This window comes from Propylenella binzhouense, from assembly GCF_009866965.1.
In the GTDB taxonomy this organism is placed as follows: Bacteria; Pseudomonadota; Alphaproteobacteria; order Rhizobiales; family Afifellaceae; genus Propylenella; species Propylenella binzhouense.
On sequence record NZ_SPKJ01000006.1, the window covers coordinates 45,802 to 71,099 of the forward strand.

At 67.7% G+C, this 25,298-nt stretch carries 20 protein-coding genes, 1 tRNA gene and 2 pseudogenes; 10 read left to right on the forward strand and 13 right to left on the reverse strand.

All coding sequences use genetic code 11. The features are described from left to right. Nucleotides 1-12: 12 nt before the first annotated feature. Together E4O86_RS03525 and E4O86_RS03530 are read left to right on the forward strand one after the other, a co-directional pair. Complete coding sequence (locus tag E4O86_RS03525; RefSeq protein WP_161139138.1) at nucleotides 13-1,098, forward strand: class I SAM-dependent methyltransferase; 1,086 nt, start codon at nucleotides 13-15, stop codon at nucleotides 1,096-1,098. Further along, the gene (locus E4O86_RS03530; RefSeq protein ID WP_161139139.1) at nucleotides 1,095-1,400 is read left to right on the forward strand and encodes a hypothetical protein; all 306 of its coding nucleotides are present in this window, start codon (nucleotides 1,095-1,097) and stop codon (nucleotides 1,398-1,400) included. The genes E4O86_RS03525 and E4O86_RS03530 overlap by 4 nt, the downstream gene beginning before the upstream one ends. Nucleotides 1,401-1,406: 6 nt before the next feature. On the opposite strand, the gene ribB is transcribed toward E4O86_RS03530, so the two are convergent. The 6 genes and pseudogenes from ribB to E4O86_RS03560 all read right to left on the reverse strand — a co-directional run bounded on the left by ribB (nucleotide 1,407) and on the right by E4O86_RS03560 (nucleotide 7,748). Next, nucleotides 1,407-2,516 carry a 3,4-dihydroxy-2-butanone-4-phosphate synthase gene (ribB, locus tag E4O86_RS03535; protein WP_161139140.1) on the reverse strand — a complete coding sequence of 370 codons (1,110 nt, stop codon included), beginning with the start codon at nucleotides 2,514-2,516 and terminating at the stop codon, nucleotides 1,407-1,409. Beyond that, entirely contained in the window at nucleotides 2,513-3,622 is a 1,110-nt protein-coding gene (gene aroC, locus E4O86_RS03540; RefSeq protein ID WP_161139141.1) for a chorismate synthase, read from the reverse strand. Before aroC ends, ribB begins: the two co-directional genes overlap by 4 nt. Nucleotides 3,623-3,713: 91 nt before the next feature. Further along, a pseudogene (locus tag E4O86_RS03545) lies at nucleotides 3,714-4,974 on the reverse strand (MFS transporter). A gap of 248 nt (nucleotides 4,975-5,222) precedes the next feature. Then, on the reverse strand, nucleotides 5,223-6,377 hold the full coding sequence (locus E4O86_RS03550; protein ID WP_161139142.1) for an AAA family ATPase: 1,155 nt from the start codon (nucleotides 6,375-6,377) through the stop codon (nucleotides 5,223-5,225). Nucleotides 6,378-6,522: 145 nt separating this feature from the next. Continuing rightward, nucleotides 6,523-6,933, reverse strand: a complete 411-nt coding sequence (locus E4O86_RS03555) for a hypothetical protein (protein WP_161139143.1) — start codon at nucleotides 6,931-6,933, stop codon at nucleotides 6,523-6,525. A gap of 275 nt (nucleotides 6,934-7,208) precedes the next feature. Further along, entirely contained in the window at nucleotides 7,209-7,748 is a 540-nt protein-coding gene (locus tag E4O86_RS03560) for a winged helix DNA-binding protein (protein WP_246206168.1), read from the reverse strand. Nucleotides 7,749-8,289: 541 nt separating this feature from the next. Between E4O86_RS03560 and E4O86_RS03565 the strand changes: the two are divergent. The 7 genes and pseudogenes from E4O86_RS03565 to E4O86_RS03595 form a co-directional block, all read left to right on the forward strand. Beyond that, nucleotides 8,290-11,883 (forward strand): annotated as a pseudogene (locus tag E4O86_RS03565) (hydantoinase B/oxoprolinase family protein); the annotation flags it as partial. Between the two features lie 250 nt (nucleotides 11,884-12,133). Next, nucleotides 12,134-13,741 carry an ABC transporter substrate-binding protein gene (locus E4O86_RS03570; RefSeq protein ID WP_161139146.1) on the forward strand — a complete coding sequence of 536 codons (1,608 nt, stop codon included), beginning with the start codon at nucleotides 12,134-12,136 and terminating at the stop codon, nucleotides 13,739-13,741. A gap of 84 nt (nucleotides 13,742-13,825) precedes the next feature. Next, on the forward strand, nucleotides 13,826-14,773 hold the full coding sequence (locus tag E4O86_RS03575; protein ID WP_161139147.1) for an ABC transporter permease: 948 nt from the start codon (nucleotides 13,826-13,828) through the stop codon (nucleotides 14,771-14,773). After that, complete coding sequence (locus E4O86_RS03580) at nucleotides 14,770-15,576, forward strand: ABC transporter permease (protein WP_161139148.1); 807 nt, start codon at nucleotides 14,770-14,772, stop codon at nucleotides 15,574-15,576. The genes E4O86_RS03575 and E4O86_RS03580 overlap by 4 nt, the downstream gene beginning before the upstream one ends. Beyond that, complete coding sequence (locus tag E4O86_RS03585; RefSeq protein WP_161139149.1) at nucleotides 15,576-17,216, forward strand: dipeptide ABC transporter ATP-binding protein; 1,641 nt, start codon at nucleotides 15,576-15,578, stop codon at nucleotides 17,214-17,216. The genes E4O86_RS03580 and E4O86_RS03585 overlap by 1 nt, the downstream gene beginning before the upstream one ends. A gap of 43 nt (nucleotides 17,217-17,259) precedes the next feature. Beyond that, the gene (locus E4O86_RS03590; protein WP_161139150.1) at nucleotides 17,260-18,495 is read left to right on the forward strand and encodes an FAD-dependent monooxygenase; all 1,236 of its coding nucleotides are present in this window, start codon (nucleotides 17,260-17,262) and stop codon (nucleotides 18,493-18,495) included. A 40-nt stretch (nucleotides 18,496-18,535) separates the two neighbouring features. Then, nucleotides 18,536-19,138 (forward strand): NADPH-dependent FMN reductase, encoded by a 603-nt coding sequence (locus tag E4O86_RS03595; protein WP_205520674.1) that lies wholly within the window; start codon nucleotides 18,536-18,538, stop codon nucleotides 19,136-19,138. A 530-nt stretch (nucleotides 19,139-19,668) separates the two neighbouring features. Here the strand turns inward: E4O86_RS03595 and E4O86_RS03600 are convergent. The 7 genes from E4O86_RS03600 to E4O86_RS03630 all read right to left on the reverse strand — a co-directional run bounded on the left by E4O86_RS03600 (nucleotide 19,669) and on the right by E4O86_RS03630 (nucleotide 23,490). Continuing rightward, nucleotides 19,669-19,744 (reverse strand) — tRNA-Phe (locus E4O86_RS03600). A gap of 100 nt (nucleotides 19,745-19,844) precedes the next feature. Next, the gene (gene yacG, locus E4O86_RS03605) at nucleotides 19,845-20,051 is read right to left on the reverse strand and encodes a DNA gyrase inhibitor YacG (protein WP_161139152.1); all 207 of its coding nucleotides are present in this window, start codon (nucleotides 20,049-20,051) and stop codon (nucleotides 19,845-19,847) included. Nucleotides 20,052-20,060: 9 nt separating this feature from the next. Further along, complete coding sequence (locus E4O86_RS03610) at nucleotides 20,061-20,699, reverse strand: Maf-like protein (RefSeq protein ID WP_161139153.1); 639 nt, start codon at nucleotides 20,697-20,699, stop codon at nucleotides 20,061-20,063. A gap of 95 nt (nucleotides 20,700-20,794) precedes the next feature. Continuing rightward, entirely contained in the window at nucleotides 20,795-21,235 is a 441-nt protein-coding gene (locus E4O86_RS03615; RefSeq protein ID WP_425500108.1) for an arsenate-mycothiol transferase ArsC, read from the reverse strand. A 5-nt stretch (nucleotides 21,236-21,240) separates the two neighbouring features. Further along, nucleotides 21,241-21,723: a UPF0262 family protein gene (locus E4O86_RS03620; RefSeq protein ID WP_161139154.1), complete on the reverse strand. Its 483-nt coding sequence runs from the start codon at nucleotides 21,721-21,723 to the stop codon at nucleotides 21,241-21,243. 12 nt (nucleotides 21,724-21,735) lie between these two features. Further along, nucleotides 21,736-23,028 (reverse strand): histidinol dehydrogenase, encoded by a 1,293-nt coding sequence (gene hisD, locus E4O86_RS03625; protein WP_161139155.1) that lies wholly within the window; start codon nucleotides 23,026-23,028, stop codon nucleotides 21,736-21,738. Nucleotides 23,029-23,031: 3 nt separating this feature from the next. Beyond that, complete coding sequence (locus E4O86_RS03630; RefSeq protein ID WP_161139188.1) at nucleotides 23,032-23,490, reverse strand: DUF2948 family protein; 459 nt, start codon at nucleotides 23,488-23,490, stop codon at nucleotides 23,032-23,034. Nucleotides 23,491-23,691: 201 nt separating this feature from the next. On the opposite strand from E4O86_RS03630, the gene E4O86_RS03635 reads away from it, so the two are divergent. After that, on the forward strand, nucleotides 23,692-25,224 hold the full coding sequence (locus tag E4O86_RS03635) for a YifB family Mg chelatase-like AAA ATPase (RefSeq protein ID WP_161139156.1): 1,533 nt from the start codon (nucleotides 23,692-23,694) through the stop codon (nucleotides 25,222-25,224). Nucleotides 25,225-25,298 lie beyond the last annotated feature (74 nt).

The following is a 25,298-nucleotide window of genomic DNA, read 5'->3' on the forward strand; positions in this document are numbered from 1 at the left end:
GGAGAGATCGGAATGGCTGAGACAGGCTTCGAACGTTGGACCAACAGGCTGACCTTCGCCGCGCGGCAGGGCGCCCGGGTGGCCTGGTACGCGGGGCACGGCGCGGCGCTGCGCCGGATGGTGCGCCGCATCGAAGCCGAGAACCCGCACTGGCGGAAGCGGATCGAGCGGCCCTCCGTCCCGGTGCCGGGCATGCGCGATCTGCTCGGCGGCGTGCGCGCGCTCCTCGCCCGCGACCTGGCCAATGTCGAAGCCGGCTTCTATCCGCTGCCCGACGACGAGGACGGCGATCTCGGCGCGCTCCTCGAGCGGAGCCGCGCCTTCTTCCGCGACGCGCCGGAGGTCGTGCGGCGGCGGCACGCGCAAGGCGGCCATGCCGAGGTGCTCGAGCGGGCCGGCGCGGAAGGCAGCCGCCGCCCGGACTATTACATGCAGAACTTCCACTTCCAGAGCGGCGGCTGGATGACCGAGGAATCCGCGCAGCTCTACGACATGCAGGTGGAAGTGCTGTTCTCCGGCGCGGCGAACGCCATGCGCCGGCAGGCGCTGCCGCCGATCGCGCGCGAGATCGCCGGCCGCGACCAGCGCGACATACGCAACGCCGACCTCGCCTGCGGTCCGGGCACCTTCATCACCCAGCTCCGGCGCGCCTTCCCGCGGCTGCCCACGATCGCGCTCGACCTGTCCGAGGCCTATCTCCAGGAGGCGCGCCGGCGGGTCGGGCGCGCGCCCGGCATCTATCCCGTGGTGGCCAAGGCCGAAGCGATTCCGCTCGCCGACGGCGCGCTCGAGCTCGCCACCTCGATCTACCTCTTTCACGAGCTGCCCGAAGAGGTGCGACGGGCGGTCGCCGCCGAGATGGCGCGCGTGGTTCGGCCGGGCGGCCTGCTGGTCGTGGTCGATTCGCTCCAGGCCGGCGACGAGCCGCGCTATGACGGGCTCCTGGAGATCTTTCCGCAGCTCTTTCACGAGCCCTACTTCAAGACCTATCTCCGGGATCCGCTCGAGGCCGTGTTCGAAGGCGCGGGTTTCGCGGTCGAGGAGCGGACGAACGCGTTCCTCTCGAAGGTCCTGCAGTTGCGGAGACGGCCGGCATGATCCGCAGGCTGCTGATCTATCTCCTCGCCGCGCTCTGCCTGCTGCTGGGGCTCGCCTTCATGGTGACGCCCATCCCGCTCGGCCTGCCGCTTCTTGCTACCGGATTGATCCTCGTCACGGCGACGAGCCGGCGGGCGGCCGGGCTCGTGCTCGCCAGCCGTCGCGGCGTCCCGCTCGTCGACCGCTCGATCGGATTTCTCGAGGCGCATTCCGGGCCGCGCCTTCGCCGCGCGCTGCGGCGCACCCGCCCGGGGCGGCTGCCGAGGCGGATCCCGCCGATCGCCGGGGCGGGCCCCGCCTGACCGGCGTCAACCCTCGAGGAGGTCGGTGTCCTCGATCTCGATGCCGAAGCCGCCGAGCCCGACATAGCGGCGCTCGCGCGAGGCGATGAGCCGGATCGAGCGGACGCCGAGATCCTTCAGGATCTGGGCGCCGAGGCCGATCTCGCGCCATTCGAGCTCGCGCGCCTGCGCGGAGCCGTGCTCCTCGTCGGAGCGCGAGGCGTCGCGCGTGCGGATCCCCGAGCGGGCGACGCCGACCGCGCCCTCGCGCAGATAGATGATGACCCCGCGCTGTTCGCGGGCGAGCCGCTCGATGATGGCGTCGAGCCGGCCGGGGCGGCCGAAGACGTGCTCCGCCACGTCTTCCATCTGAAGGCGCACCGGAATTCCCTTTCCGTCGCCGATCTCGCCGAACGTCACCGCGAGGTGGTGCATCGGATCGAAGGGCGTGCGGAACACGGTGACGGTGGCCGGCCCGTGCGCGGTCTCCATTCCGAAGCTGTTGAGCCGCTCGATCAGCCGCTCGGAACGCTGGCGGTACGTGATGAGGTCCGCCACCGAGACCGAGAGCAGGCCGTGCGTCGCCGCGAAGGCGGCGACCTGCGCGCCGCGCATGACGGTGCCGTCGTCGTTCACCAGCTCGGCGAGCACGCCGACCGGCGTGAGCCCGGCGAGCTTGCAGAGGTCGACGCAGGCCTCGGTATGGCCGGACCGCATCAGAACGCCGCCGTCGCGCGCAATCAGCGGGAAGACGTGGCCGGGCCTGACGAAGTCCGAGGGGCCGGCATTGTCGTTCGCCAGGCCGCGCACCGTCGCCGTACGCTCTTCGGCCGAGATGCCGGTCGTCAGATTGTGGCGGAAGTCGACCGAGACCGTGAAGGCGGTGCCGAGCGGCGCGTCGTTGGAGGCGACCATCGGGTCGAGCCGGAGGCGGCGGGCATGGTCTCCGGTCAGCGGCGCGCAGACGATGCCGCTCGTATGGCGGACGATGAACGCCATCTTCTCGGCGGTGCAGTGCTGGGCGGCGACGAAGAGGTCGCCCTCGTTCTCGCGGTCGTCGTCGTCCGTGACGACGACGAGTTCCCCGCGCTTGAAAGCTTCGATCGCCGCAGCGACCCGTTCGATGGGATCGGTCATGTTCTTGAAGTGCTCTCGGATCCGGTCTGTGCGCGATGGCGCAGATAGTGGTCGGCAAGGACGATGGCGAGCATCGCCTCGCCGACGGGAACGGCGCGGATGCCCACGCAGGGGTCGTGCCGGCCCTTGGTGACGATGTCGACGTTCTCGCCCCGGCGCGTGATGCCCTGCACCGGCACGAGCAGGGACGAGGTCGGCTTGACGGCGAAGCGGACCACGATCGGCTGTCCCGTCGAGATGCCGCCGAGGATGCCGCCCGCTCTGTTGGAGAGGAAGACGGGCCTTCCGTCCGGACCGGCGCGCATGGCGTCGGCGTTCTCCTCGCCCCGGAGCCGCGCCGCCTCGAAGCCGGCCCCGATCTCCACGCCCTTGACGGCGTTGATCGACATCATCGCGGCCGCGAGGTCCTGGTCGAGCTTGCCGTAGACCGGCGCGCCGAGGCCGACGGGCACCCCCTCGGCCACGACCTCGACGACGGCGCCGACGGAGGATCCCGCCTTCCTGATGCCGTCGAGATAGGTCGCCCAGCGTTCGGCGGTCTGCGGATCGGGACAGAAGAAGGGGTTCTTCTCCACCACGTCCCAGTCCCAGGCGGCACGGTCGATGTCGATCTCGCCGATCGAGACGAGCGCGCCCCGGATCGAAACCCCGGGCAGGAGCTTGCGGGCGATCGCGCCGGCCGCCACCCGCATCGCGGTCTCGCGCGCCGAGGACCGTCCTCCGCCGCGATAGTCGCGCAGCCCGTACTTGGCGTCGTAGGTGTAGTCGGCGTGGCCGGGCCGGTAGCGGTCGCGGATCTCGGAATAGTCCTTCGAGCGCTGGTCGACATTGTCGATCTGCAGCGCGATCGGCGTCCCCGTGGTCACGAGCCCGCCGGTCTCGTCGTCCTCGAAAACGCCCGAGAGGATGCGGACCTCGTCGGGCTCGCGCCGCTGCGTCGTATAGCGCGATTGTCCCGGCCGCCGCCGGTCGAGCTCGGCCTGGATCTCGGCCGCCGAGATCGGCAGCCCCGGCGGGCACCCGTCCACCACGCAGCCGATCGCGGGCCCGTGGCTTTCGCCCCAGGTGGTCACGCGGAAAAGATGGCCGAAGGTGTTGTGGGACATCGAAGGGAGCCGAGATCGTGTTGATCTCATAGAAAGCCCGGTGCCGGGGGTCAAACGGCGATCGGCGTTCTTACGGGCGCCGAGGCGCGCCTCAGCCGCCGCGGGCGGTGCGCGCGCGTACGGCCCGCTCGTCGAAGAGCGCGACCAGCCAGATCGCGAAGCCGGCGGCCGCGAGCGCGGCACCCACCCAGCCGGTCGAGGCCCAGCCCCAGCCCGGCAGCGATGGCGAGACCGCCGAGCCAGGGTCCGATCGCGTTCGCGACGTTGAAGGCGCTGTGGTTGAGCGCCGCCGCGAGCGTCTGCGCGTCCTCGGCGACGTCCATCAGGCGCGTCTGCAGAACGGGCGCAAGCCCTCCGCCCATGCCGATCAGGAAGGCGAACACGGCGACGGCGACCGCGTCCTGCACCGCGAAGGGATAGAGCGCGAGCACGGCCGCGCTCCAGACGAGCATGCCTCCGGCCGTCCGCATCAGCCCGCGATCCGCGAACCACGAGGCGATGAGCGTTCCCGCGGTCATCCCGAAGCCGAAGACGCAGAGAACGACCGGCACGAAAGCCGGCGATACGCCGGTGACCTCGATCAGCGTCGAAGCCGCGTAGGAATAGACGGCGAACAGGCCGCCGAAGCCGATCGCACCGATGGCGAGCGTCAGCCAGACCTGCCTGCGCCGCAGTGCGCCGAGCTCCCGGAGCGGGCTTGCGCCGCCGGCGGGCCGGTCGTGCGGCACGAGGAGCCAGACGAGCGCGGCCGTCAGGATCGCGAGCACGCCGACAACGCCGAAACCCCAGCGCCAGCCGAGCGCCTGGCCGAGCCAGTTGGCGAGCGGCACGCCGGCTATGGTGGCGATGGTGAGGCCGAGCATCATCCGCGCCACCGCCTGCGTCCGCCGGTGCAGCGGCACGAGCGATGCCGCGACAAGGGCCGCCACGCCGAAATAGGCGCCGTGCGGGAGCCCGCTCAGGAACCGGAAGACCAGCATCCAGCCGTAGGACGGGGCGAGCGCGGCAAGCACGTTGGCGGCCGCGAACAACGCCATCAGGCCGATGAGCAGCGTGCGGCGGGCGACCTTCGCCGCCAGCACGGCGATCACGGGGGCGCCGACCACGACGCCGAGCGCATAGGCGCTGATGACGTGTCCCGCCGTCGGCTCGTCGATCCCGAGCCCGCGCGCGAAATAGGGAAGCAGGCTCATTGCCGCGAACTCGGTCGTGCCGATCGCGAACCCGCCCATGGAGAGCGCGAAGAGGACCGCACCCGGGCGGACGGTCCGCTCCGCCTCCGCCGCCCGGGAGCCAATGAGCGGATCGGCCGGCAGGCACAACCCGCCGGCTTGCGAGCTGGTGGAAGTCATCTCGAAGCGTGTCCCTGGGAAGAGCCGGTTCCGGCCCTTGGCGGAGGAGAGAATAGGGTCCGCCGGAAGGGGGCGCCACCGCCGCGAACGCCCGATCTCGCATATGCGAGATGTCCGGGACGCATAGCTCCTGCTGGGCCCTTCGGCCGATTGCGGGAAGGGGCCGCCTCCGCCCGGGGCGATGACGAAGATCCCGCTTCCGCGCCGTCCGTACCGCGCCGGGACCCGTTCTCCGGCGCGGAATCCGGTCAGCGTTTGGGCCAGCGCCAGGCCGGCGGGTCATCGACGTCGGAGACGGTCTCGCCAAGCTCCTTGCGGAGGGTGACGATGCGCGCGCCCGCAATCCTTTCGAGCGCCGCCGCGAGTGCGGCGGCATGGGTCACGACGACGACCTGGGTGGCGGCAGATGCCCGGGCGATCAGCCGGGCGAGCGGCGCCAGGAGGTCGGGATGCAGGCTCGTCTCCGGCTCGTTGAGCACGAGGAGCGAAGGGGGACGCGGCGAAAGCAGCGCCGCGGCGAGCAGCAGATAGCGCAACGTCCCGTCGGAGAGCTCGGCGGCGCGGAGCGGCCGCAGCAGCCCTTTCTGGCGCATGGTCGCCTCGAACAGGCCGTCGGCGATCCGTATCTCGATCGCAGCGCCGGAAAACGCGTCGGCAATCGCCGAATCGAGGGCTTCCGCATCGCCGATCTCGCGGATCGTCTCCAGCGCCGCGGCGAGGTCGGCACCGTCGGATGCGAGCACCGGCGTGCGCGTGCCGACCTGCGGGCGGCGGGCGGGAGCCGCGGGATCGGCGCGGAAATGATCGTAGAAGCGCCAGCTCCGCATGCGCTCGCGAAGCGCGAGGAGTTCCGGCGCGCCGCGCGGATCGGCGGCATGGGTCATCATGCTGTCGAAAGCCGCGAGATCGGAGAGCACGACCGCACGCTCCGCCTTCTCGTCGAGGATGCGTACGACCGGCCCGCTGCGCAGGGCGAAGGCGTTGTGCCGCCCGAGCTTCTCGCCCGCCCACACCGCCTCCGCCTTGATCTCCGGGTCGCGGCCGAAGGCGGAGCCGCCGGTGACCGGCAGTCCGAGATCGACGGCATAGCCGTAGTCCTCGCTCGCAAAGCCGAGGCGGAGCCTCACGCGGTCGCGGCGGGGTCCTCCCTGGACCGGGTCGTCGCCCGCCTTCATCCCCCGCGAGAACTGCTCCGGCCCGGCCCAGAGGGTGGATTGCAGGCCGCCTTCCGCGGCGAGCGAAGCGACGAGGCGCCCCTGGGCCGCATCGGCGAGGAGCCTGACGGCGCGGTAGAGGCTCGACTTGCCGCTCCCGTTCGCGCCCGTGACGATCGTCAGCGGCCCGAGCGGGAGCACGAGATCGCGGAGCGACCGGTAGCCCGAAATGGCGAGGGTTATGATCATCGGGTCTCGTCCGCGACGGCCTGCCGCGCCGCTCCCTTACGAGCCGGAGAACGATCCTGCCATCCGGAGATCCATCGGTCCGACGGACGCCGTCGTGGGCGGCTGCGGCCGAGGACGATCGAAATCCGGGTTGCCGCCCGGCCGCTCAGGCCGGCGCGAACCGGAAGATCCGGCTCCAGAAGGAACCTTCCCGGCGCGCTTCCGCGACGCCGAGCCTCGCCTCCAGGACCTCGCACATGGCTTTCGCCTGCGCGGCTCTGATGCCGAGGTCGGTCGCACGGACGCGCGCTTCGTCCCGCTCCCGCAGAGCGGTCGCAAGTTCCCGCTCGAGGCGTTCCACCCTTTCGGCGAGCGCCGTGCCGGCGGGCGTGTCCGCGATGCCCGGGCGACCTCCATAGAGCGCGTCCACCGGCACATGGACGCGGGCGCGGCCGTCGCTCCCCTTGCTGCGGCTCCATCCCTTGCGGCCGACGAACTGGCGCGCGCTCCTGCGGGTGAGACCGAAGGCCGATGCCAGTTCATCGTAGGTGAGCAGTCGCTCGTCAGCCAGGATCATGGTTCGCTCCAATGGCTTGGCCAGGAAGGTGCGCGGCGAGTCTGGCGGCTGCGGTCTTAACGGTCCGTTAAGCATGGCTGACGGCGGACCCGCCCTCCGCCGCCGGGAGCGCGCGCGCCGCGCCGGGCGCCGACGGGCCGACGCCGCCGCGCTGTGCGCGACATTCCGGTCGTTCAGACCCTGCGGCAGGGGTTCGTGAAAGCTGCCGGAGCGACGCGCGGCCGGAGAAGAATGGGCGAATCAGGCAACATGCGCCCTCAGCCCGTCTCCATCAGCTAAAGCGTTGCTGCGGTTCGCGTCGCCTGATCATAATGGCCGGAAAGCACGCGCATGGTCGAAGCGACGGCGCCGATGGCCTTTGGATCGAGGCGCAATGCTGAGACCGCGTTAACAAGCAGACGCTCGCGTATCTGGCCGTAGCGCTGGCATGCTGCCTCGCCGGCCGGCGTGATCAGGACCAGCTTCTCCTTGCCCTGGCGCACGCGACCGATCAGCCCCTGCGATTCAAGCTTCTTCAGCGCATAGACGACGGTGTGCGTATCCTCGATGCCGAGGACGAGGCAGATGTCCGACAGGCGCTTCGGCCGTTGGCGGTGCGTGACTGAGTGCAGCACCAGAACCTCCAGCGAGGTCAGGCCGGGCTGGCCGGCCGCAGCCATGCAGCGCACTATCCAGCGGTCGAAGGCGTTGCTCGCAAGGATAAGGCCGAACTCGAACTCCGAAAGCTCCGGCAGACTGCTTGATGCAGCGAGATGCGCCGACGACACGATGTGGCCGCTGCCAGCCGCATCGAGAGGATTTTCATGTTTGCTCAAGTCGACGACCTTCCAGATTGCAGGGGAGAGTGGAGCCACGCTCTCCAGAGTTTGTTCGCATGATAGCTATGTCTTATCGGTAACAGGCTCGTCGAATTCCGACTAGAGCATCGGGCGATCAATGCGCAACATATCCTGCGGCCTTGAGATAGTTCCAGCATTCGTCGGGCGGGAACAGATCGCCGATGCTTCCGACGGCACGCCAGAGGGGCGTCGAGGGTGCGGGCGGCGGGCTTGCGCAGCAGCCTCTTGAGTTTTGACGCCACCGCCCGGCACGGCCGCCCCCCTTCACACGATCCGTTCCCGCAAGTCTGATGGACGTCGGCTTTCCCGTGCCGCGCATCTCCGCCCGCCACGGAATCAGATTCTTCGGCCCCCGCGGAATCCCGGGATCCGGCCTACTCGGCCGCTGCTCCAGTCCAACCTTCATCGGTGCGCCAGGCGGGACGATTTCGCGCCTAAAGCCCGAATGACGCGATCATATCGTTGACATGTTATCGACAAAATGAAATCGTTCGGTGGTGGGATTGTAAGGCGGGCAATGAGCTGGGACTTCTGGATCGACCGCGGCGGCACCTTTACCGACATCATCGCGCGGAAGCCCGACGGCACGCTGGAAGCGCGCAAGCTACTTTCGGAGAACCCCGGTGTGTATCGCGACTCCGCCACCGCAGGCATTCGCGCGTTTCTCGGGTTGAAGCCCGGCGACGCAATCCCGCCGGATGCGATCGGCACCATCAAGATGGGGACGACCGTGGCAACCAATGCCCTGCTTGAACGCAAGGGCGAGCCGCTGGCGCTCTTCATCACCGCAGGCTTTCGCGATCAGCTGGAGATCGGCTACCAGTCGCGCAGCGATATCTTCGCCATGAAGATCGAAAAGCCGGAAACGCTCTACACCTGTGTTTCCGAGGTCGACGAACGCGTGCTTGCGGATGGCACGGTGGAGCGGCCACTTGATCTCGATGCCGCGCGTCGAAAGTTCGAGGAGGTGCAGGCGAGGGGCATAACTTCCGTCGCCATCGTCTTGATGCACGCTTATCGCCATCCTGCGCACGAACAGGCTCTTGCGCAGCTGGCGCGCGAGATGGGCTTTGCCCAAGTGTCGGTCAGTCATGAGATTTCGCCTCTCATCAAGATCGTGGGACGTGGCGACACGACCGTGGTGGACGCCTATCTGTCGCCGGTCCTGCAGCGCTATCTCGATGGCGTGATCGCCGATCTCGACCTCGATGCGACAGGTGCCCGGCTCTTGTGCATGACGTCGGGGGGCGGGCTGACGTCGGCCGATCTCTTCCGCGGTCGCGATGCGATCCTGTCCGGTCCCGCGGGCGGCGTGGTGGGCGCTGCGCGGACCTGCGAGGCAGCGGGCTACGACAAGATCATCGGCTTCGACATGGGCGGCACGTCGACCGACGTGATGCACTACGAGGGCGAGTACGAGCGGACCTTCGAGTCGGAAGTCGCCGGCGTGCGCATGCGTGCACCGATGATGATGATCCACACTGTTGCGGCCGGCGGCGGATCGATCCTCTCGTTCGACGGTGCGCGGTTCCAGGTTGGGCCGGAATCGGCCGGCGCAAATCCCGGACCAGCCTGCTATCGCCGGGGCGGCCCGCTCACCATCACCGATGCCAACGTGATGCTGGGCAAGCTGCGCAAGCAGAACTTTCCGAAAATTTTTGGTCCCGGTCAGGACCAGCCGCTCGACGATGCGGTCGTGCGCGAGCGTTTCGCTGATCTCGTGAAAAGCGCCGGAGCGGGCATCACGCCTGAAGAAGCGGCGGACGGCTTCATCACCATCGCCGTGCAGAACATGGCCAGCGCCATCAAGAAGATTTCGGTGGCGCGCGGGTATGACATCACGCGCTATGCGCTGGCCTGTTTCGGCGGCGCCGGCGGGCAGCATGCCTGCCGGGTGGCAGAAACGCTAGGGATGAAGACCATCGTCGTCCATCCCTTCTCCGGCCTGCTGTCGGCCTACGGCATCGGCCTCGGCGACCTGCGCGCCAGCCGCCAGCAGAGTGTCGAGAAAGTGCTGTCGCCCGAGGTCATGACGTCGATTTCAGCGCTTTCCGAAAGACTGCTGTCCGAGACGCGGTCGTCGCTGGAATCGCAGGGCGTGGCGGCAACCGAAATGGCCGATGAGGTCAGGGTTCATCTCCGCTACATGGGCACGGATTCCGCCGTCGAGGTGAAGGCGGACAGCATGGACGAGATGGTCGCAGCCTTCGAGCGCGAACATCGCCAGCGTTTCGGATTCATCCAGGAGGGGCGCGACCTGGTGGTTGAGACCATGTCGGTGGAATCGATCGGCGGGGGCGCCGCCGTGCCGGAAACCCGGCGAGCGAAACCGGTCGTCCCTTCCGCGCTTCCTGAGACCTTCACCGGGATCTACAGCCAGGGCGCATGGCGGGAGGCCCGCGTCGTGCTGCGCCATGAGTTGGACGTCGGGCAGGTACTGGACGGGCCGGCTCTGCTCATTGAGCCAAACCAGACAGTCGTGATCGAGGCCGGCTGGTCGGGCCGGATCACAGAGCGCGACGATCTGGTTCTCACATTTTCGGAGAGTCCGGCGCAGACCACTGCCATGCAGCGGGGAACTGAATCGAACCCGATCATGCTGGAAGTGTTCAACAATCTCTTCATGTCCATAGCCGAGCAGATGGGCGTCGTTCTTCAGAATACGGCGCGGTCGGTCAACATGAAGGAGCGGCTGGACTTCTCCTGTGCGCTGTTCGACAGCGAAGGCAATCTGGTGGCCAATGCGCCGCATGTGCCGGTGCATCTGGGCTCAATGGATTCCTCGGTGCGGACGGTGCTCGAGCGAAATCGGGGCAACATCCGTCCCGGTGACGTCTTCGTACTGAACGCTCCATACGAGGGCGGCACCCACCTGCCGGACATCACCGTCGTCACCCCGGTGTTTGATCGCGGCGGGCGCGAAATTCGCTTCATCGTCGCCAGTCGAGGCCACCACGCCGATATCGGCGGCGTTGCGCCGGGTTCGATGAGCCCTCAGGCCCGCTCGATCGAGGAAGAGGGCGTCTATATCGACAACGTGAAGCTGGTCGACCGGGGCGTGTTCCGCGAAGCAGAGATGCGCGCCATTCTTGGCAACGCGCGCTATCCGGCCCGCAACCCCGACGAGAACATCGCCGATCTGAAGGCGCAGGTGGCTGCCAACGAACGCGGCGCCCGCGAAGTGCACAAGATGATCGAGCAGTTCGGCGAAGCGGTAGTGACCGCCTATATGGGCCACGTCCAGGACAATGCCGAAGCTGCGGTCCGCCAGGTCATCGATAGTCTGGACGACGGACATTTCGAGCTTCCGATGGATGCCGGATGCAAGATCTCGGTCGACGTTGCGGTCGATCCCGAGCACCGCCGGGTGCGTATCGACTTCGCGGGCACCAGCGAGCAGCAGCCGAGCAACTTCAACGCACCGGAATCGATCACCCGTGCCGCCGTGCTGTTCGTGTTCCGCATGCTCGTCGGCCGGAATATTCCCATGAATGCAGGTTGCCTGCGGCCGATCGACATTGTGGTGCCGGAAGGCAGCATGCTCTCGCCGCGCTATCCGGCCGCGGTGGTGGCAGGCAATGTCGAGGTCAGCCAGGCGGTGACGAACTGTCTGCTCGGCGCGGTCGGCAGGTTGGGATCATCGCAGGCGACGATGAACAACCTGACCTTCGGTAATGCGACGTCGCAGTACTACGAGACCATCTGCTCGGGCGCGCCGGCAGGCCCGGGTTTCGACGGCGTGTCCGGCGTGCATACGAACATGACCAACACGCGCCTGACCGATCCGGAGATTCTTGAAGCGCGCTTTCCCGTGGTCCTCGAAGAGTTCTCGATCCGCAGGGGATCCGGCGGGCGCGGGCAGTGGAATGCCGGCGATGGCGTGCGCCGGGTGATCCGCTTCCGCGAGAACGTCGATTGTTCGATCCTGAGCGGCAACCGCAAGGTGGCGCCGTTCGGTACAGCGGGGGGCGAAGCGGGCTCGCTCGGGCGCAATCTGCGCCGGCGCCTCGACGGCACGATCGAGGAATTGGATTCCTGCGTCCAGATTGCGGTTGTCGCCGGAGAGGCGGTGATCATCGAGACGGCGACGGGCGGCGGGTACGGTCCGCCGTCGAAGCGGGCCGCTGTCAAGCCGGTGCCGGCAACCACATCGCCGGACGGCAGGGACGACGATGTCGGTAAGACATCGTCAAATTATCGACTAAACGTCAATCAACATTGACACAGTGTCTCGGAGATGTGAGCAATTGGTGTGAAGGAGAGACACGGTCCGGAGCTTCGGGCTCAGGACGGGCAACCCTGGACGTGCATGTACTGCGGGCGACAGAGGGCTTGAACGTGTCCACTACGAAGAATTGCCGTTGAAGCAGGAACTGTCCGCTGAAAGCGCGGAGAAGAATGGGGTAGGCAGAATGAGCAGGACCACCTTCATCATGCATCGCCGCGGTTTTCTGGCCGGCACGGCTGCTGCAACTGCCATGTTGAGCCTTGGCGCAAGAGTGGGGCCGGCCATAGCGCAGGGCGCTGGCGGCACGCTGGTCTTCGGCCTTTCCGCAAATGTCGGAAACCTGGTCTATGGCCCATCGCGCGGCGCCGCCCAGTTCATCGTCAACCAGCAGATCCACCGCGGCCTGGTCAAATTCGACGAGAACGGCACCATCGTGCCTGCTCTGGCGGAAAGCTTCGAAGCGGTCGATCCTTCCAACTACAGGTTCACGCTGCGCGACGGCCTCAGCTTCCACGACGGTTCGCCCATCGACTCCGCAACAGTGAAGGCGAGCCTCGAATATCTCGCCGACAAGTCCACCGGCGCGGCGATCTACTCGGCCCTGTCGACGCTGGCCTCGATCGAGACGCCGGACGCGAAGACCGTTGTCGTCAAGCTGTCGAAGCCGAACGCCTCCTTCCTCGACTACATGGCCGATCCGAACGCCGGCATCGCGCCGGCGGCGGCGCTAGCACCGGGCGCGGCGAACTGGATAGGCGCAGGCCCGTTCAAGCTCCAGGCCAACGACAGCGGCGTCGGGCTGACGTTGGTCAAGGCGGACACCTATTACGACAAGGATTCGGTAGCGCTCGAAGGCGTCCGCTTCATCTTCTACCCGGATTCGTCTGCGCGCACGAATGCTCTGCTGGCAGGCGATGTCGACATGATCGATTTCGTCGGCTGGGAAGACTTCGAGCGTGTCGAAGCGGATTCGAACCTGGTTCTGGACGCAGTTCCGGGCCCGTTCGTCTACACGATGTTCAACGTGGAGAAGGCGCCGTTCGACAATCCGAAGGTGCGCCAGGCCATCGCCCACGCCATCAACCGCGACAACGTCGTCGCTGCCGCCTTCTATGGACATGGCGAGCCGCTCTATGGTGTTCCCATGTCGCCGGGGAACGGACGCTTCGATCCGAAGATGGGCGATCTGTGGGAATACAGCCCGGAGAAGGCGCGCGCCTTGCTGAAGGAAGCCGGCGTCGATGGCCTCAAGGTTTCGTTGCTGACCTCGTCGACCTATTCGTTCTTCCGCGACATGGCGCTGTCGATGCAGGCCGATCTCAAGGAGGTTGGGATCGAGGCGGAGCTGGATGCCCCGGATTGGGCGACCTACACGGCGTCGAAGAACGGAGGCAAGTACGACCTGGCGGTCGCTGGAGGTGCGCCTTCTGTCACCGGTCCTGTCTACCTGCAGGCCTATTCGATCGGTGGCCCCGCGTCGTCGTTCGGCAGCTACGGGTACGATGCATCCGAGATCGTTGCCCACATCCAGGCCGGCGAGGCGATTACCGACGATGCCGCCGCGCGGACGGAATATATGAAGGCGGTCGAGGTGATCCGCGACGAGGTGCCGTTCCTGCCGGTCGCGCAGCGTAGCCAAGCCTTCGCCTACAAGAACACGGTCAAGGGCTTCAAGAACGTGTCCGGTTTCCTCAGCATCACCGGCACGGGCTACATGATCGAGAAGGCCAAGGTCGAGTAATACTGGCCACCGACTTTCCTCGTAAGGTCACACACATCCGGCGGGACGCGCTGCGTTCCGTCATCACGAAAGAGATTCAACCTGATGGAACTGACGACCTACAGCGCGAAACGGCTGGCGATCGGCCTCGTGATGGTCGTCTGTGTCCAGGTCATCATCTTCCTGGCGGTTCAGGTGGTGCCCGGCGATCCAGTCGAGGCCATGATGAGCGAGACGGGCAATATCAGCCCGGAGATCGTCGCCGCCCTGCGTGAACAGTTCGGGCTCGATCAGCCGCTTCCGGTTCGGCTGCTGGAACATATGCGCGAGCTGTTCATGCTCGACTTCGGGACATCATTCCAATATTCGCAGCCCGCCGCAGCGATCATCGGCAGTCGTCTCCTCGTCAGCCTGGAACTGGTGGTTCTGTCGGCCTTTTTTGGCATCGCCGCAGGCATCTTCTTCGGCAGCTGGAGCGTCCAGACCCGCATCGGGAACTGGCTGGTGTCCGCATTGGGACCGATCATCCTGTCGGTGCCCGGCTATGTGGCGGGCTCGTTCTTCGTCCTGGCCCTGTCGCTGTGGCTAGGCTGGCTGCCGGCCGGCGGCATGGCTCCGATCTCCGATCCGGTCGAACATCTGCGGCGGCTCGTGCTCCCGGTGCTCACCCTGTCGCTGCCGATCGCGGCCACGATCGCCAAGGTGACGCGGTACTCGATCCTCGAAGTCCGCAACCAGGACTGGGTGCGAACCTCACGTGCCTATGGGTTTTCCGCCAGGCGAACCTTCAGGCGCGATATCCTGCGCAACGCGCTGACGCCCGTCCTGACGGTCTCGGCGCTCGAGCTCGGCGGGCTGATCGGCGCAACGGTGCTCGTCGAGCGCGTGTTCAATCTTCCGGGCCTCGGCTCGCTGCTCGTTTCGGCTGTGAGCGTGCGCGACTACCCGCTGATCCAGGGGGCGGTTTTCGTGATCTCCGCCTTCTACATCGCCATCAATATCGCGGCCGACATCGGCTACGGCTTCCTGGATCCAAGGGCGGCGCGGCGATGAGAAGGTATCTCCTGCCGGTGCTGGCCAGCGCCTTCGTTCTCTTCGCCATCGTCGGGCCTCTGCTCGTGCCGCACGATCCGCTGGCGCAGAACATCGTCAAGCGCTTCGCGCCCCTCGGCAGCCCCGAGCACCTGCTGGGTACCGACAATTTCGGCCGCGACGTGCTGGCGCGTATCGCGGCGGGTGCGCAGGTCGAACTGTTCACGGCGGTGAGCGCTACGCTGCTGGCGATGACGTTCGGCGTGCTGATCGGCATGACGGCGGCCTATTCGCGCGGCCCGACCGAAGGCGTCCTGATGCGCGGCGTCGACGTGATGCTGTCGATCCCGCCGCTGATCCTCGCGCTTCTGGTGGTCGCGGCGCTCGGGCCAAGCGTGCCGACACTGATCGGCGTGCTGGCGCTGCTGTTCATCCCCGGATTTGCCCGCGTCGCCTACGGCCAGACGCTGGAGGTCCGCAACCGCCAGTTCGTCGAGGCTGCCATCATCTTCGGCGCGCCGCGGCGGTCGATCATTCTCGGGCAGATCCTGCCCAACATCATGGCGCCGGTGCTGGCGCAGGCCTCGCTGACCATAGCATCCGCGATCCTCGTCGGGTCCGGCCTTGGCTATCTCGGTCTCGGCATCCGCCCGCCCGCGCCCTCCTGGGGCGGCATGGTGGCCGACGGGCAGCGCTACATGAGCAGCCATCCCATGCTGATGATCGTGCCCGGCATCTTCGTCGTCTCCACCATCCTGATCTTCAGCGCGCTTGGCGACACGTTGCGCGCGCTATGGGATCCGCGCGAGCAGAGGAGCCGGTGATGAGCGACGCCGCCCGCGAGACCGTCCTGTCCGTCCGGGACCTGTCGATCGATTTCCTCGCCGGCAGGACGCGCAAGAGCATCGTACGCACTCTGTCCTTCGACATTGCGCAGCGCGAGACGCTCGCCATCGTCGGAGAGTCCGGTTCCGGCAAATCGGTCACCGCACTCAGCCTGCTCGGGTTGCTCGGCCCGCGCGCGACCGTTTCCGGGGAAATCGACTTTCTCGGCCGGAACCTGCTTCCCTACGATTTCCATCATCTCACGAAGCTGCGCGGCAACGAGGTTTCCATCATCTTCCAGGAGCCGATGTCGGCGCTGAACCCGGTCTACAAGGTCGGACAGCAGCTTACCGACGTTATCCGCAACCACACGCAACTCAGCGTCGACCAGGCGCGCGAACATGCGATGGAACTGCTGCGCAAGGTCCGGCTGCCGACGCCAAAGACCAAGTTCGCCCAGTATCCCTTCGAGCTTTCGGGCGGGCAGCTGCAGCGCGTCATGATCGCCATGGCAATCGCCTGTCGTCCGCGCCTGCTCATCGCCGACGAGCCCACGACTGCGCTCGATGTGACCGTACAGGCGCAGATTCTGGACCTGCTGCGCGAACTGCAGTCCGAGATGGGCATGTCGATCCTGTTCATCACGCATGATTTCGGCGTGGTGGCCGACATCGCCGACCGCGTGCTCGTCATGCGCAACGGCGAGAAGGTCGAGAGCGGAACAGCGGTCGATCTCTTTACCGACCCCAAGGAAGACTACACCCGCGAGCTCCTTTCCGCCGTGCCCTCGCTCGACAGGCGCGTTGGGAATCGGGCCGTTCAGACCGGTACCGATACGGTCCTGCAATTCCGCAGTGTCGGCGTGACGTTCGCCGGACGGCGCGGCGACGGCATTCGCGCGCTGGACGGCATAGACCTGTCCATCCACCGTGGCGAGGTGGTGGCGCTGGTCGGCGAATCCGGCAGCGGGAAAAGCACGGTGGGCAACGTCGCCGCCGGGCTCGTGCGCATCGACGGTGGCCAGGTGGTGCTCGACGGGACGGTGCGTCAGGGCAATGGTGCCGATGCCAGCCGCCACTCGCCGGGAGTGAGCATGGTGTTCCAGGATGCGAACGCCTCGCTCAACCCGCGCATGCGGATCGGCGCGACGCTGCGCGCGGCGCTGAAATGGGCGCGGAGGTCGAAGCCGGAGCTCGAGACCAGCGACGAGTACATAAAGCGGATCATGGCAGAGGTCGGGCTGGGCGCGGACTTGTTCAACCGCTTCCCGCACGAGCTTTCGGGCGGTCAGAAACAGCGTGTTGGCATCGCCCGCGCCCTATCGGTCAAGCCTTCGCTGGTCGTCGCCGACGAGCCGACGTCGGCGCTCGACGTGTCGGTCCAGAAGACCGTGCTCGACCTGTTCGGGAAACTCCAGCGCGAGCATGGCTTCGCCTGCATCTTCATCACCCACGACCTGTCGCTGGCCTCCAACATCTCATCGCGCGTCGTCGTCATGTACAGGGGGCGCATCGTCGAGCAGGGCCCGACCAGGCGGATTCTCACCGCACCCTCGGATCCCTACACACGCGCATTGCTCGATTCCATCCCGCAGCCGGACCCGGTGCTGCAGCGCGCGCGCCGCACCCAGCCGGCGTGAGGCGTCGAACGCCCGCGCCTGTCACTCTCGAAGGAAGAAGTCCATGAAAGCGATCATCATCGGCGGCGGCATCGGCGGCATCATCAGCGCGCTGGTGCTCAAGCATCAGGGGTTCGACGTCGAGCTGTACGAGCGGGCGGAAGGCAATCCCGAGATCGGCTCGGCGGTCCAGTTCACGGCCAATGTGACCAACATCTTCAAGCGCATTGGCCTGCTGGAATTGGTCAAGGCCTGCGGCTCGCCGGTGGAAGTGCGCAACATGCGCGAGTGGAGCACCGGCAATATCATCAGCACAAACCGGCTTGGTGACACCATTGCCGAGCGCGAGCTGGGCTCGCCCTATCTCGTGTTCGGCCGCTCGGAATTGCTTGATCGATTGGGCGAGCAGCTGCCGGACGGCGTCGCGCATTACGGCATGAAGTGCGTCGGAGTGGAGCAGGACGAGGCAAGCGTGCGCGCCATCTTCGAGAATGGCCACGTAGCGGCCGGTGATGTGCTGATCGGCGCGGATGGCATCCGCTCCACCGTGCGACGTCTGGTCTTCGGCGAGGTCGAGCCGGTCTTCTCCGGCAAGGTCGCCTATCGCGGCCTGATACCGGCAAGCGAGCTGCCCGACTTCGACAGCTACAAGTGGATCGCGAATGCCTGGCCCGCGCCGGGTCAGTTCCTGCTGCAGAACTTCGCCGGTCGCGAGACCATCAATCTCAGCCTTTACCGCTCCGGCCAGAAGCTTGAGGATTTCGACACGGGCAACAAGACCGCCGTCGTGACGACCGACGAGGTGCTGGGCTTCGTCGAGGCCTGGGAGCCGTCCGCGAAGGATTGGATCTCGAAGTCGGCCGAGTACCTGCGCTGGCCCCTGTTCGACATCGAGCCACTCAAGCAATGGGCCAAGGGGCGGGTTGCGCTGCTGGGCGACGCGGCACATGCCACGCTGCCGTTTATCGGACAGGGCGCCGGGCAGGGGGCTGAGGACGCGAGCGCGCTCGGCGATGCGCTGGCCCGTCTCTCGACCGATCCGATTGCTGCGCTCAAGCTCTACGAGGAGTTCCGCCTGCCGCGCGCGACGCGCGTGCAGCTCGAATCCCGCGCGCGCTCCAACTACATGATGCTGAAGGATCCCTTTGCCATCAACCAGCGCAACCTGCAGTGGCGTGAAGCCTCGAAGGCGATCACCGGCTATTTCGGCAACTCCGTCGATCACTGGATTCTCAACTACGACGTGGCGCGCGAGTTCGAGGCCCATGTCGCCAAGCGCGCCGGCGCCTCGGCGGCCTGACGGATCGCCGTTCCAGACAGACAAGTACAAGGCAATGACCATGAGCAAGCCCAAGATCGGCATCATCATCGGCTCCACTCGCGACACGCGCTTCGGCGAAAAGCCGGCGAAGTGGATGCTCGATCTCGCCTCGCGCCGCGAGGAGATCGAGACAGAGCTCATCGACCTGCGCGACTACGACCTGCCGTTCTTCAACGAGGCTGCCTCGAACGCCTGGCAGGAATCGCAAGACCCGCGCGTCCTCAAGTGGCAGAGGAAGATCGGCGAGATGGACGGCTTCATCTTTGTAACTGCCGAATACAACCGGTCGATTCCCGGCGCGCTCAAGAACGCGCTCGACCAGGCCTACGTGGAGTGGAACTACAAGCCTGCTGCCATCCTCGGCTACGGCGCCGTCGGCGGCGCGCGCGCGGTGGAGCACCTGCGCAGCATCACGGTCGAACTCTACATGGTTCCGGTGCGTTCGACGGTCCACATTAGCGGCACCGAGTTCTTCACCGTCTGGCACGGCGGTGGCGACCAGCCGATCACGGCCATCGAGGGCACGATCGGACAGGGTGCGCAGGAACTGCTCGACCAGCTCATCTGGTGGGCGGAGCTGACCAAGGCAGGGCGCGCCAAGAAGCTGAAGACGCAGAACTAGCGCCCTCAAGTCTTGAATTGCCCCAGGGTCGAACCCCGATCAGCTCATTGAAGGCCTGTAGCAAACCAGCTTCCCTCATCGTTGTCTTGCGACGGAGACGATGATGAGCAGGCCTCCTGATGGACGAGGCGCGGTCGGCGATCGAGCCTCACCTTCCAAAGAACCAGCCGGGCCCGCGCAGGGTCGATGATCCGCGCGTCATCAGCGGCGTCCTGCATGCGCTGAAGGCTGGCTGTCGCTGGTAGGACTGCCCGAATGAGTGCGGTCCCCCCCGCGAACCATCTGCAACCGCTTCAGCCGCTGGTCCCGCCGACAGCCCTGGAGCCGCATCCTCCACCGCGCTACGCGCCCACGCCACGTCCCCGGACGTCACGAAGAAATGGGGGATTGCGACGTCAGGATTTCCGCGATCGACGGCTATCTTCCCCGAAAAAAGGACTCCGCTGCTGACGGTTTCGGTGGCTGGAGGGCGCCTTGGAGGGCCGGGGTCGCGGGTCGGTTTCGGCCCGGAAAAGCTATGGAAGGGGGAATGGTGCCCAGGGGCGGAATCGAACCACCGACACGCGGATTTTCAGTCCGCTGCTCTACCAACTGAGCTACCTGGGCGGATCGGCGCGGGGGCGGCGCCCCGACCGGAGTGCGGGCCTTATAATGGCTCGTATCCGGCCTGTCCAGCGCCCCGGCCGCCAGCCGGCGGAGGCGGTGCTCACGGCTCGAGATCCGGATCGGGCCTGCCGTCCTCCTCCTCTTCCTCGCGCCCCGGGATGACGTAGCGGCCGGCCAACCAGCGCCCGAGATCGAGGTCCGCGCAGCGCTTCGAGCAGAAGGGATAGGCGTCCTTGGCGGCGCGCTTGCCGCAGATCGGGCAGGAGCGGGGCGGACGGAGCGGGACGAGCTTCGGGTCACTTGCCATCGCGGTTCCTCAGGGCTCCGCGCCGCGCCAGGCGTCGTGCACCGGGTAGCCTTCGCCCGCGAGCAGGCTCGCCGTCTCGTAGAGCGGCAGCCCGACCACGCCCGAATAGGACCCGACAAGGCGCGAGACGAAGGCGCCGGCGCGGCCCTGGACGGCATAGCCGCCGGCCTTCCCCTCCCATTCGCCCGAGGCGATGTAGCTCTCGATCTCGGCGGCCGACAGCCGCTTGAAGCGCACCCGGGTCTCGACGACCTTGATCCGCACCTTGCCGCGCGGCGTGACGAGGCACATCGCGGTGAAGACGCGGTGCCCGCGCCCGGAGAGGAGGTGCATGCAGGCGACCGCATCCTCCGAGCGCTCCGGCTTCGGCAGGATGCGCCGTCCGACCGCGACGACCGTGTCGGCGGCGAGGACATAGGAATGCTCCAGCACCGGATCGCGCCTGACGGCACGCGCGGAGACCTCGGCCTTCGTCTCGGCGAGGCGGCGCGCGAGCGCGCGCGGCAGCTCGCGCTTGCGCGGGGTCTCGTCGATCTCCGCCGGCACGAGCCGGGCCGGGCGGATGCCGATCTGCTCGAGCAGCGCGAGGCGGCGCGGCGACCCGGACGCGAGAACGAGCGGCTTCGGCTCGCCATGGGAACTCAGCATCGGTCCGGGTCTCGCGTCTCTAGGGGCATGCGGCTGCGGCGGCTTAAGTAGTGCATCCGCCCGGCGGTGTGAACCGGCGCGGCCGCCGGGGACCGTCATCCGGCGCGGGGCTCCGGCGCGAAGCGCTCGCGGATCCGCGCCTCGAGGCGGTTCCTGACGTCGCGGTAGGCATCGAGGATCTGCGTGCGCGATCCGACCACGCCGGTCGGGTCGAAGGTCGGCCAGTATTCCACCTCGATGGCGAAGCTCCGCGTGAGCTCCAGCATCCGGTGATGCGCCTCTGGGGAGAGCGTCACCGCCAGGTCGAAATTGAGGTCCTCCAGGTCGGCAAGGGCCTGCGGCCGGCGGTCGCCGAGCGAGAGCCCGATCTCTTCCAGCACGGCGTCGACGAAGGGATCGCGGTCGCCCGGCTGCACGCCCGCCGACGCGACGTAGAGGCTCGCCGGGAACAGGTGGCGCGCGACGACCTCCGCCATCGGCGAGCGGATGGCGTTGCGGCCGCACACGAAGAGGACGGAGGAAGGCCGGCCCGGCAAGGCCGTCAGCCCCGCCGGTGCAGCGCGCAGATCAGCGTGAAGAGCCGCCGCGCGGTATCGAAATCGACATCGATCTTGCCCCGGAGCCGCTCCCGCAGCAGCTCGGAGGCCTCGTCGTGCATGCCGCGCCGGCCCAGGTCGATCGCCTCGATGCGGCTCGGCGCGCCGGTGCGGATCGCCGCGTGATAGCTCTCGCAGACCAGGAAGTAGTCCTTCACGATCTTCCGGAACGGCGTCAGCGAAAGCACATGCGTGACGAGCGGCGCCCCGTTCGCGCTGCGCACGTCGAAGACGAGTCGCTTGTCGACGATCGAGAGGACGAGGCTGTAGGGGCCGGGCGGCTGGCCGATCGGGCGGAAGCTGTTCTCCTCCACGAGATCATAGATCGCCACCGCGCGCTCGTGCTCCGCGTCGGGAGGGCCGCGGCCGATCGATGCCTCGTCGAGGCGGATCGCGACGAGACGAAAGGGATCCGGGCCTTCGTCCATCGCGCCACCGCTTCAGCGGTTCAGCCGGATCGCCACCGACCGGGCGTGCGCGCCGAGTCCTTCCGCCTCCGCAAGCGCGATCGCCGCCGGCGCGAGCTGCCGCAGGCTCTCGGGGCCGAGGCGGAGAACGGACGTGCGCTTCACGAAATCGAGCACGGAAAGGCCGGAGGAGAAACGCGCGGAGCGCGCGGTCGGCAAGACGTGGTTCGGGCCGCCGACATAGTCGCCGATGACCTCCGGCGTGTAGCGGCCGAGAAAGGCGGAGCCGGCATTGCGGATCCGGGAGAAGAGGGAATCCGGATCGTCGGTGGCGATCTCGAGGTGCTCCGGCGCGATCCGGTCGACGATCGGCGGCGCCTCGGAGAGGTCGCCGACCACGACGATCGCGCCGTTGTCGCGCCAGCTCGCCCGCGCGACCTCGCCTCGCGGCAGCGTCGCGAGCTGGCGCGCGACGGCCGCCTCGACGGCGTCGGCAAGCGCCGGATCGTCCGTGACCAGGATGGATTGCGCAGCGGAATCATGCTCCGCCTGGGCAAGCAGATCGGCCGCGATCCAGTCCGGATCGTTCGCGCCGTCGGCAACGACGAGCACCTCGGAGGGGCCGGCGATCATGTCGATGCCGACCGTGCCGAAGACGATCCGCTTGGCGGCCGCGACATAGGCGTTGCCGGGCCCGACGATCTTGGCCACCGGTTGGATCGTCTCCGTGCCGTAGGCGAGCGCCGCGACCGCCTGCGCCCCGCCCACCCTGTAGATCTCGTCCACGTCGGCGAGCCGGGCTGCCGCGAGCACCAGCGGGTTGAGCACGCCGTCGGGCGTCGGAACCGCCACGACGAGCCGCGGCACGCCGGCGACCTTCGCCGGCACCGCGTTCATCAGCACGGAGGACGGATAGCTCGCCTGGCCGCCGGGGACATAGAGCCCGACCGCCTCGACCGCGGTCCACCGGCTTCCGAGCTCGACGCCGAGCGCGTCCTCGTAGCGCTCGTCGCGTGGCCGCTGGCGGGCGTGGAAGGCTTCGATGCGGTCTCGGGCGAAGGCGAGCGCGTCGAGCGTCGGGCGATCGCAGGCAGCGACGGCTTCCTCGATCTCCGCCTCGCCGATTTTCAGCGCGTCCGCGACCGGCCGGTGCCTGTCGAAGCGCTCCGTATAGTCGAGCAGCGCGCTGTCGCCGCGCCGGCGGACGTCGTCGAGGATCGCGCGCACCGCCGCCTCGACATCGGCGGCCGATTCCCGCTTCGCCGCGAGGAGAACCTCGAAGCGCGCCGCGAAATCGGGATCGCGGCTCGAGAGGCGGACGGGCATGGCTCAGAGGGCCTTCTGCGCGGCGGAGGCCGGCTCCGCCTCGCCGGCCTCGTCGAGATCGCAGAGTTGCGCCTCGATGCATTCGACGGAGAGCCGGATCGCGGCCTTGGCCGAGAAGATCAGAAAGACGTCGCCGGAGGGCGGGTCCTTCTCGTCGAACCGGATCGATAGCAGCGTCAGCATCCGGTCCGCCCGCGCCGGGTCGAAGCCCATGCAGGTCGCCTTCTCCACGCGCTCGAAATGGAGCGCGGCGAGCTTGCGCGGCTGCGTCATCCGCTGAAGGAAGCCCTTCTCCCCGGCGCTCTCCCAGGGAAAGCGCTGGAAGGCAAGCGCAAAGCGGCGCTCCCGCGGCAGCCATCTGACGTCGCCGGCGCGCAGCACGGCATCCTGCAGGAACGCGGATACGACGTCGAGATCGTCGGCGTCGAGCGCGATCAAGCGAAGGCGTTCGGCCTCGGACATGCTGGTATGGCTCGCTCTGGCGTTCACCTTGGGTCCTAGTGCGTCGGCCGGGCGAGGGCAAGTCGCGCCCGGCGCCCGCCGGGCGGACGTCCCGCGTCGCAGGCTGCACGGGGCAGATCCGGCGCCGAGCGTTCCTTATATGTTCTTGTCATCGAATTGTCTTCACGATATTGTACGCGGGCTTCTCTTCAGGAGGACCGGATGGTCGCGCGGGTTACGACGGTCGCCTTCCAGGGGATCGAGGCGATTCCCGTGGACGTCCAGGTGCTGATCGCGCCGGGCAAGGCGGGCTTCAACATTGTCGGCCTGCCGGACAAGGCGGTGGCGGAGAGCCGCGAGCGGGTCCATGCCGCCCTGCACGCCTCGGGACTTGCGCTTCCTCCGAAGCGGATCACCGTCAACCTGGCGCCGGCCGATCTCCCCAAGGAGGGCAGCCATTACGATCTGCCGATCGCGCTCGGCGTGATGGCCGCCATGGGCGCCGTTGCCGGCGATGCCGTCGCCGGGCAGGTCGTACTCGGAGAACTCGGGCTCGACGGGCGCATCACGGCGGTCGCCGGCGTGCTGCCGGCGGCGATCGCGGCGAATGCGCTCGGCGGCGGGCTCATCTGCCCCGGCCCGAGCGGTCCGGAGGCGGCCTGGGCAGGCGAGGATCTCGATGTCGTCGCGCCCGACAGCCTGATTGCGCTCGCCAATCATTTTCGCGGAACCCAGGTCCTGTCGCGTCCTGCTCCCGCATTGAAGGCCAATTCCGGTGCCCTGCCCGATCTCAGGGAGATCAGGGGCCAGGAGAGCGCGAAGCGGGCGCTCGAGATCGCGGCGGCCGGCGGACACAACATGCTCATGGTCGGGCCGCCGGGCGCCGGCAAGTCGATGCTGGCGAGCCGGCTTCCCTCGATCCTGCCGCCGCTCTCCCCGCGCGAGCTGCTCGAGGTCTCGATGATCGCCTCGATCGCGGGCGAGCTTGCCGACGGCCGCCTCTCGGACCGCCGGCCGTTCCGGGCGCCGCACCATTCCGCCTCGATGGCGGCGATGGTCGGGGGCGGGACGCGGGCACGGCCGGGCGAGGTCTCGCTCGCGCACCAGGGCGTCCTCTTCCTGGACGAGCTGCCGGAATTCCACCCGGCCGTCCTCGATTCCCTCAGGCAGCCGCTGGAGGCCGGCGAGACGATCATCGCGCGGGCGAATCACAGGGTGACCTACCCGTCCCGCATCCAGCTCATCGCGGCCATGAATCCTTGCAGGTGCGGCATGGCGGGCGAGCCCGGACACAGCTGCCGGCGGGGGCCGCGTTGTGCGTCCGACTATCAGGCCCGCCTCTCGGGGCCCCTTCTCGACCGAATCGACATCAGGATCGAGGTTCCGGCCGTGACGGCCGCCGACCTGATTCGGCCGTCCGACGCGGAGACGAGCGCCGAGGTTGCGGAGCGGGTTGCCGCAGCGCGCCAGGTCCAAGTCGAGCGCTACCGCTCGCTCGGTGCACCGCATCTCCGCTGCAATGCGCAGGCCGGCGCCGATATGATCGAGGCCGTGGCCGCGCCGGATCAGGCTGGCGCCCGCCTCCTGCACGACGCGGCCGAGGCGATGAACCTGTCGGCACGCGGCTTCCACCGGGTGTTGAAGCTCGCCAGGACGCTTGCCGATCTCGATGGTGCCGCTTCGGTCGGACGCATTCACATTGCCGAAGCTCTGAGCTACCGGGCTGTTTCCGGGAGCCTCGCGGCCGCGGCATGAGCCGGATCGAGGGGCAGGAGACGGCGACGGCCTGATCTAGGCGGGCAGGTTCCAATGATCTACTGTGTCGACGG

Excerpts from the sequence above, each read along its gene's own strand:
- E4O86_RS03525 (WP_161139138.1), top strand. The coding sequence starts at position 13 with ATGGCTGAGACAGGCTTCGAACGTTGGACCAACAGGCTGACCTTCGCC.
- E4O86_RS03530 (WP_161139139.1), top strand. The coding sequence starts at position 1,095 with ATGATCCGCAGGCTGCTGATCTATCTCCTCGCCGCGCTCTGCCTGCTG.
- ribB (WP_161139140.1), bottom strand. The coding sequence starts at position 2,516 with ATGACCGATCCCATCGAACGGGTCGCTGCGGCGATCGAAGCTTTCAAG.
- aroC (WP_161139141.1), bottom strand. The coding sequence starts at position 3,622 with ATGTCCCACAACACCTTCGGCCATCTTTTCCGCGTGACCACCTGGGGC.
- E4O86_RS03550 (WP_161139142.1), bottom strand. The coding sequence starts at position 6,377 with ATGATCATAACCCTCGCCATTTCGGGCTACCGGTCGCTCCGCGATCTC.
- E4O86_RS03555 (WP_161139143.1), bottom strand. The coding sequence starts at position 6,933 with ATGATCCTGGCTGACGAGCGACTGCTCACCTACGATGAACTGGCATCG.
- E4O86_RS03575 (WP_161139147.1), top strand. The coding sequence starts at position 13,826 with ATGGAACTGACGACCTACAGCGCGAAACGGCTGGCGATCGGCCTCGTG.
- E4O86_RS03580 (WP_161139148.1), top strand. The coding sequence starts at position 14,770 with ATGAGAAGGTATCTCCTGCCGGTGCTGGCCAGCGCCTTCGTTCTCTTC.
- E4O86_RS03585 (WP_161139149.1), top strand. The coding sequence starts at position 15,576 with ATGAGCGACGCCGCCCGCGAGACCGTCCTGTCCGTCCGGGACCTGTCG.
- E4O86_RS03590 (WP_161139150.1), top strand. The coding sequence starts at position 17,260 with ATGAAAGCGATCATCATCGGCGGCGGCATCGGCGGCATCATCAGCGCG.
- E4O86_RS03595 (WP_205520674.1), top strand. The coding sequence starts at position 18,536 with ATGAGCAAGCCCAAGATCGGCATCATCATCGGCTCCACTCGCGACACG.
- yacG (WP_161139152.1), bottom strand. The coding sequence starts at position 20,051 with ATGGCAAGTGACCCGAAGCTCGTCCCGCTCCGTCCGCCCCGCTCCTGC.
- E4O86_RS03610 (WP_161139153.1), bottom strand. The coding sequence starts at position 20,699 with ATGCTGAGTTCCCATGGCGAGCCGAAGCCGCTCGTTCTCGCGTCCGGG.
- E4O86_RS03620 (WP_161139154.1), bottom strand. The coding sequence starts at position 21,723 with ATGGACGAAGGCCCGGATCCCTTTCGTCTCGTCGCGATCCGCCTCGAC.
- hisD (WP_161139155.1), bottom strand. The coding sequence starts at position 23,028 with ATGCCCGTCCGCCTCTCGAGCCGCGATCCCGATTTCGCGGCGCGCTTC.
- E4O86_RS03630 (WP_161139188.1), bottom strand. The coding sequence starts at position 23,490 with ATGTCCGAGGCCGAACGCCTTCGCTTGATCGCGCTCGACGCCGACGAT.
- E4O86_RS03635 (WP_161139156.1), top strand. The coding sequence starts at position 23,692 with ATGGTCGCGCGGGTTACGACGGTCGCCTTCCAGGGGATCGAGGCGATT.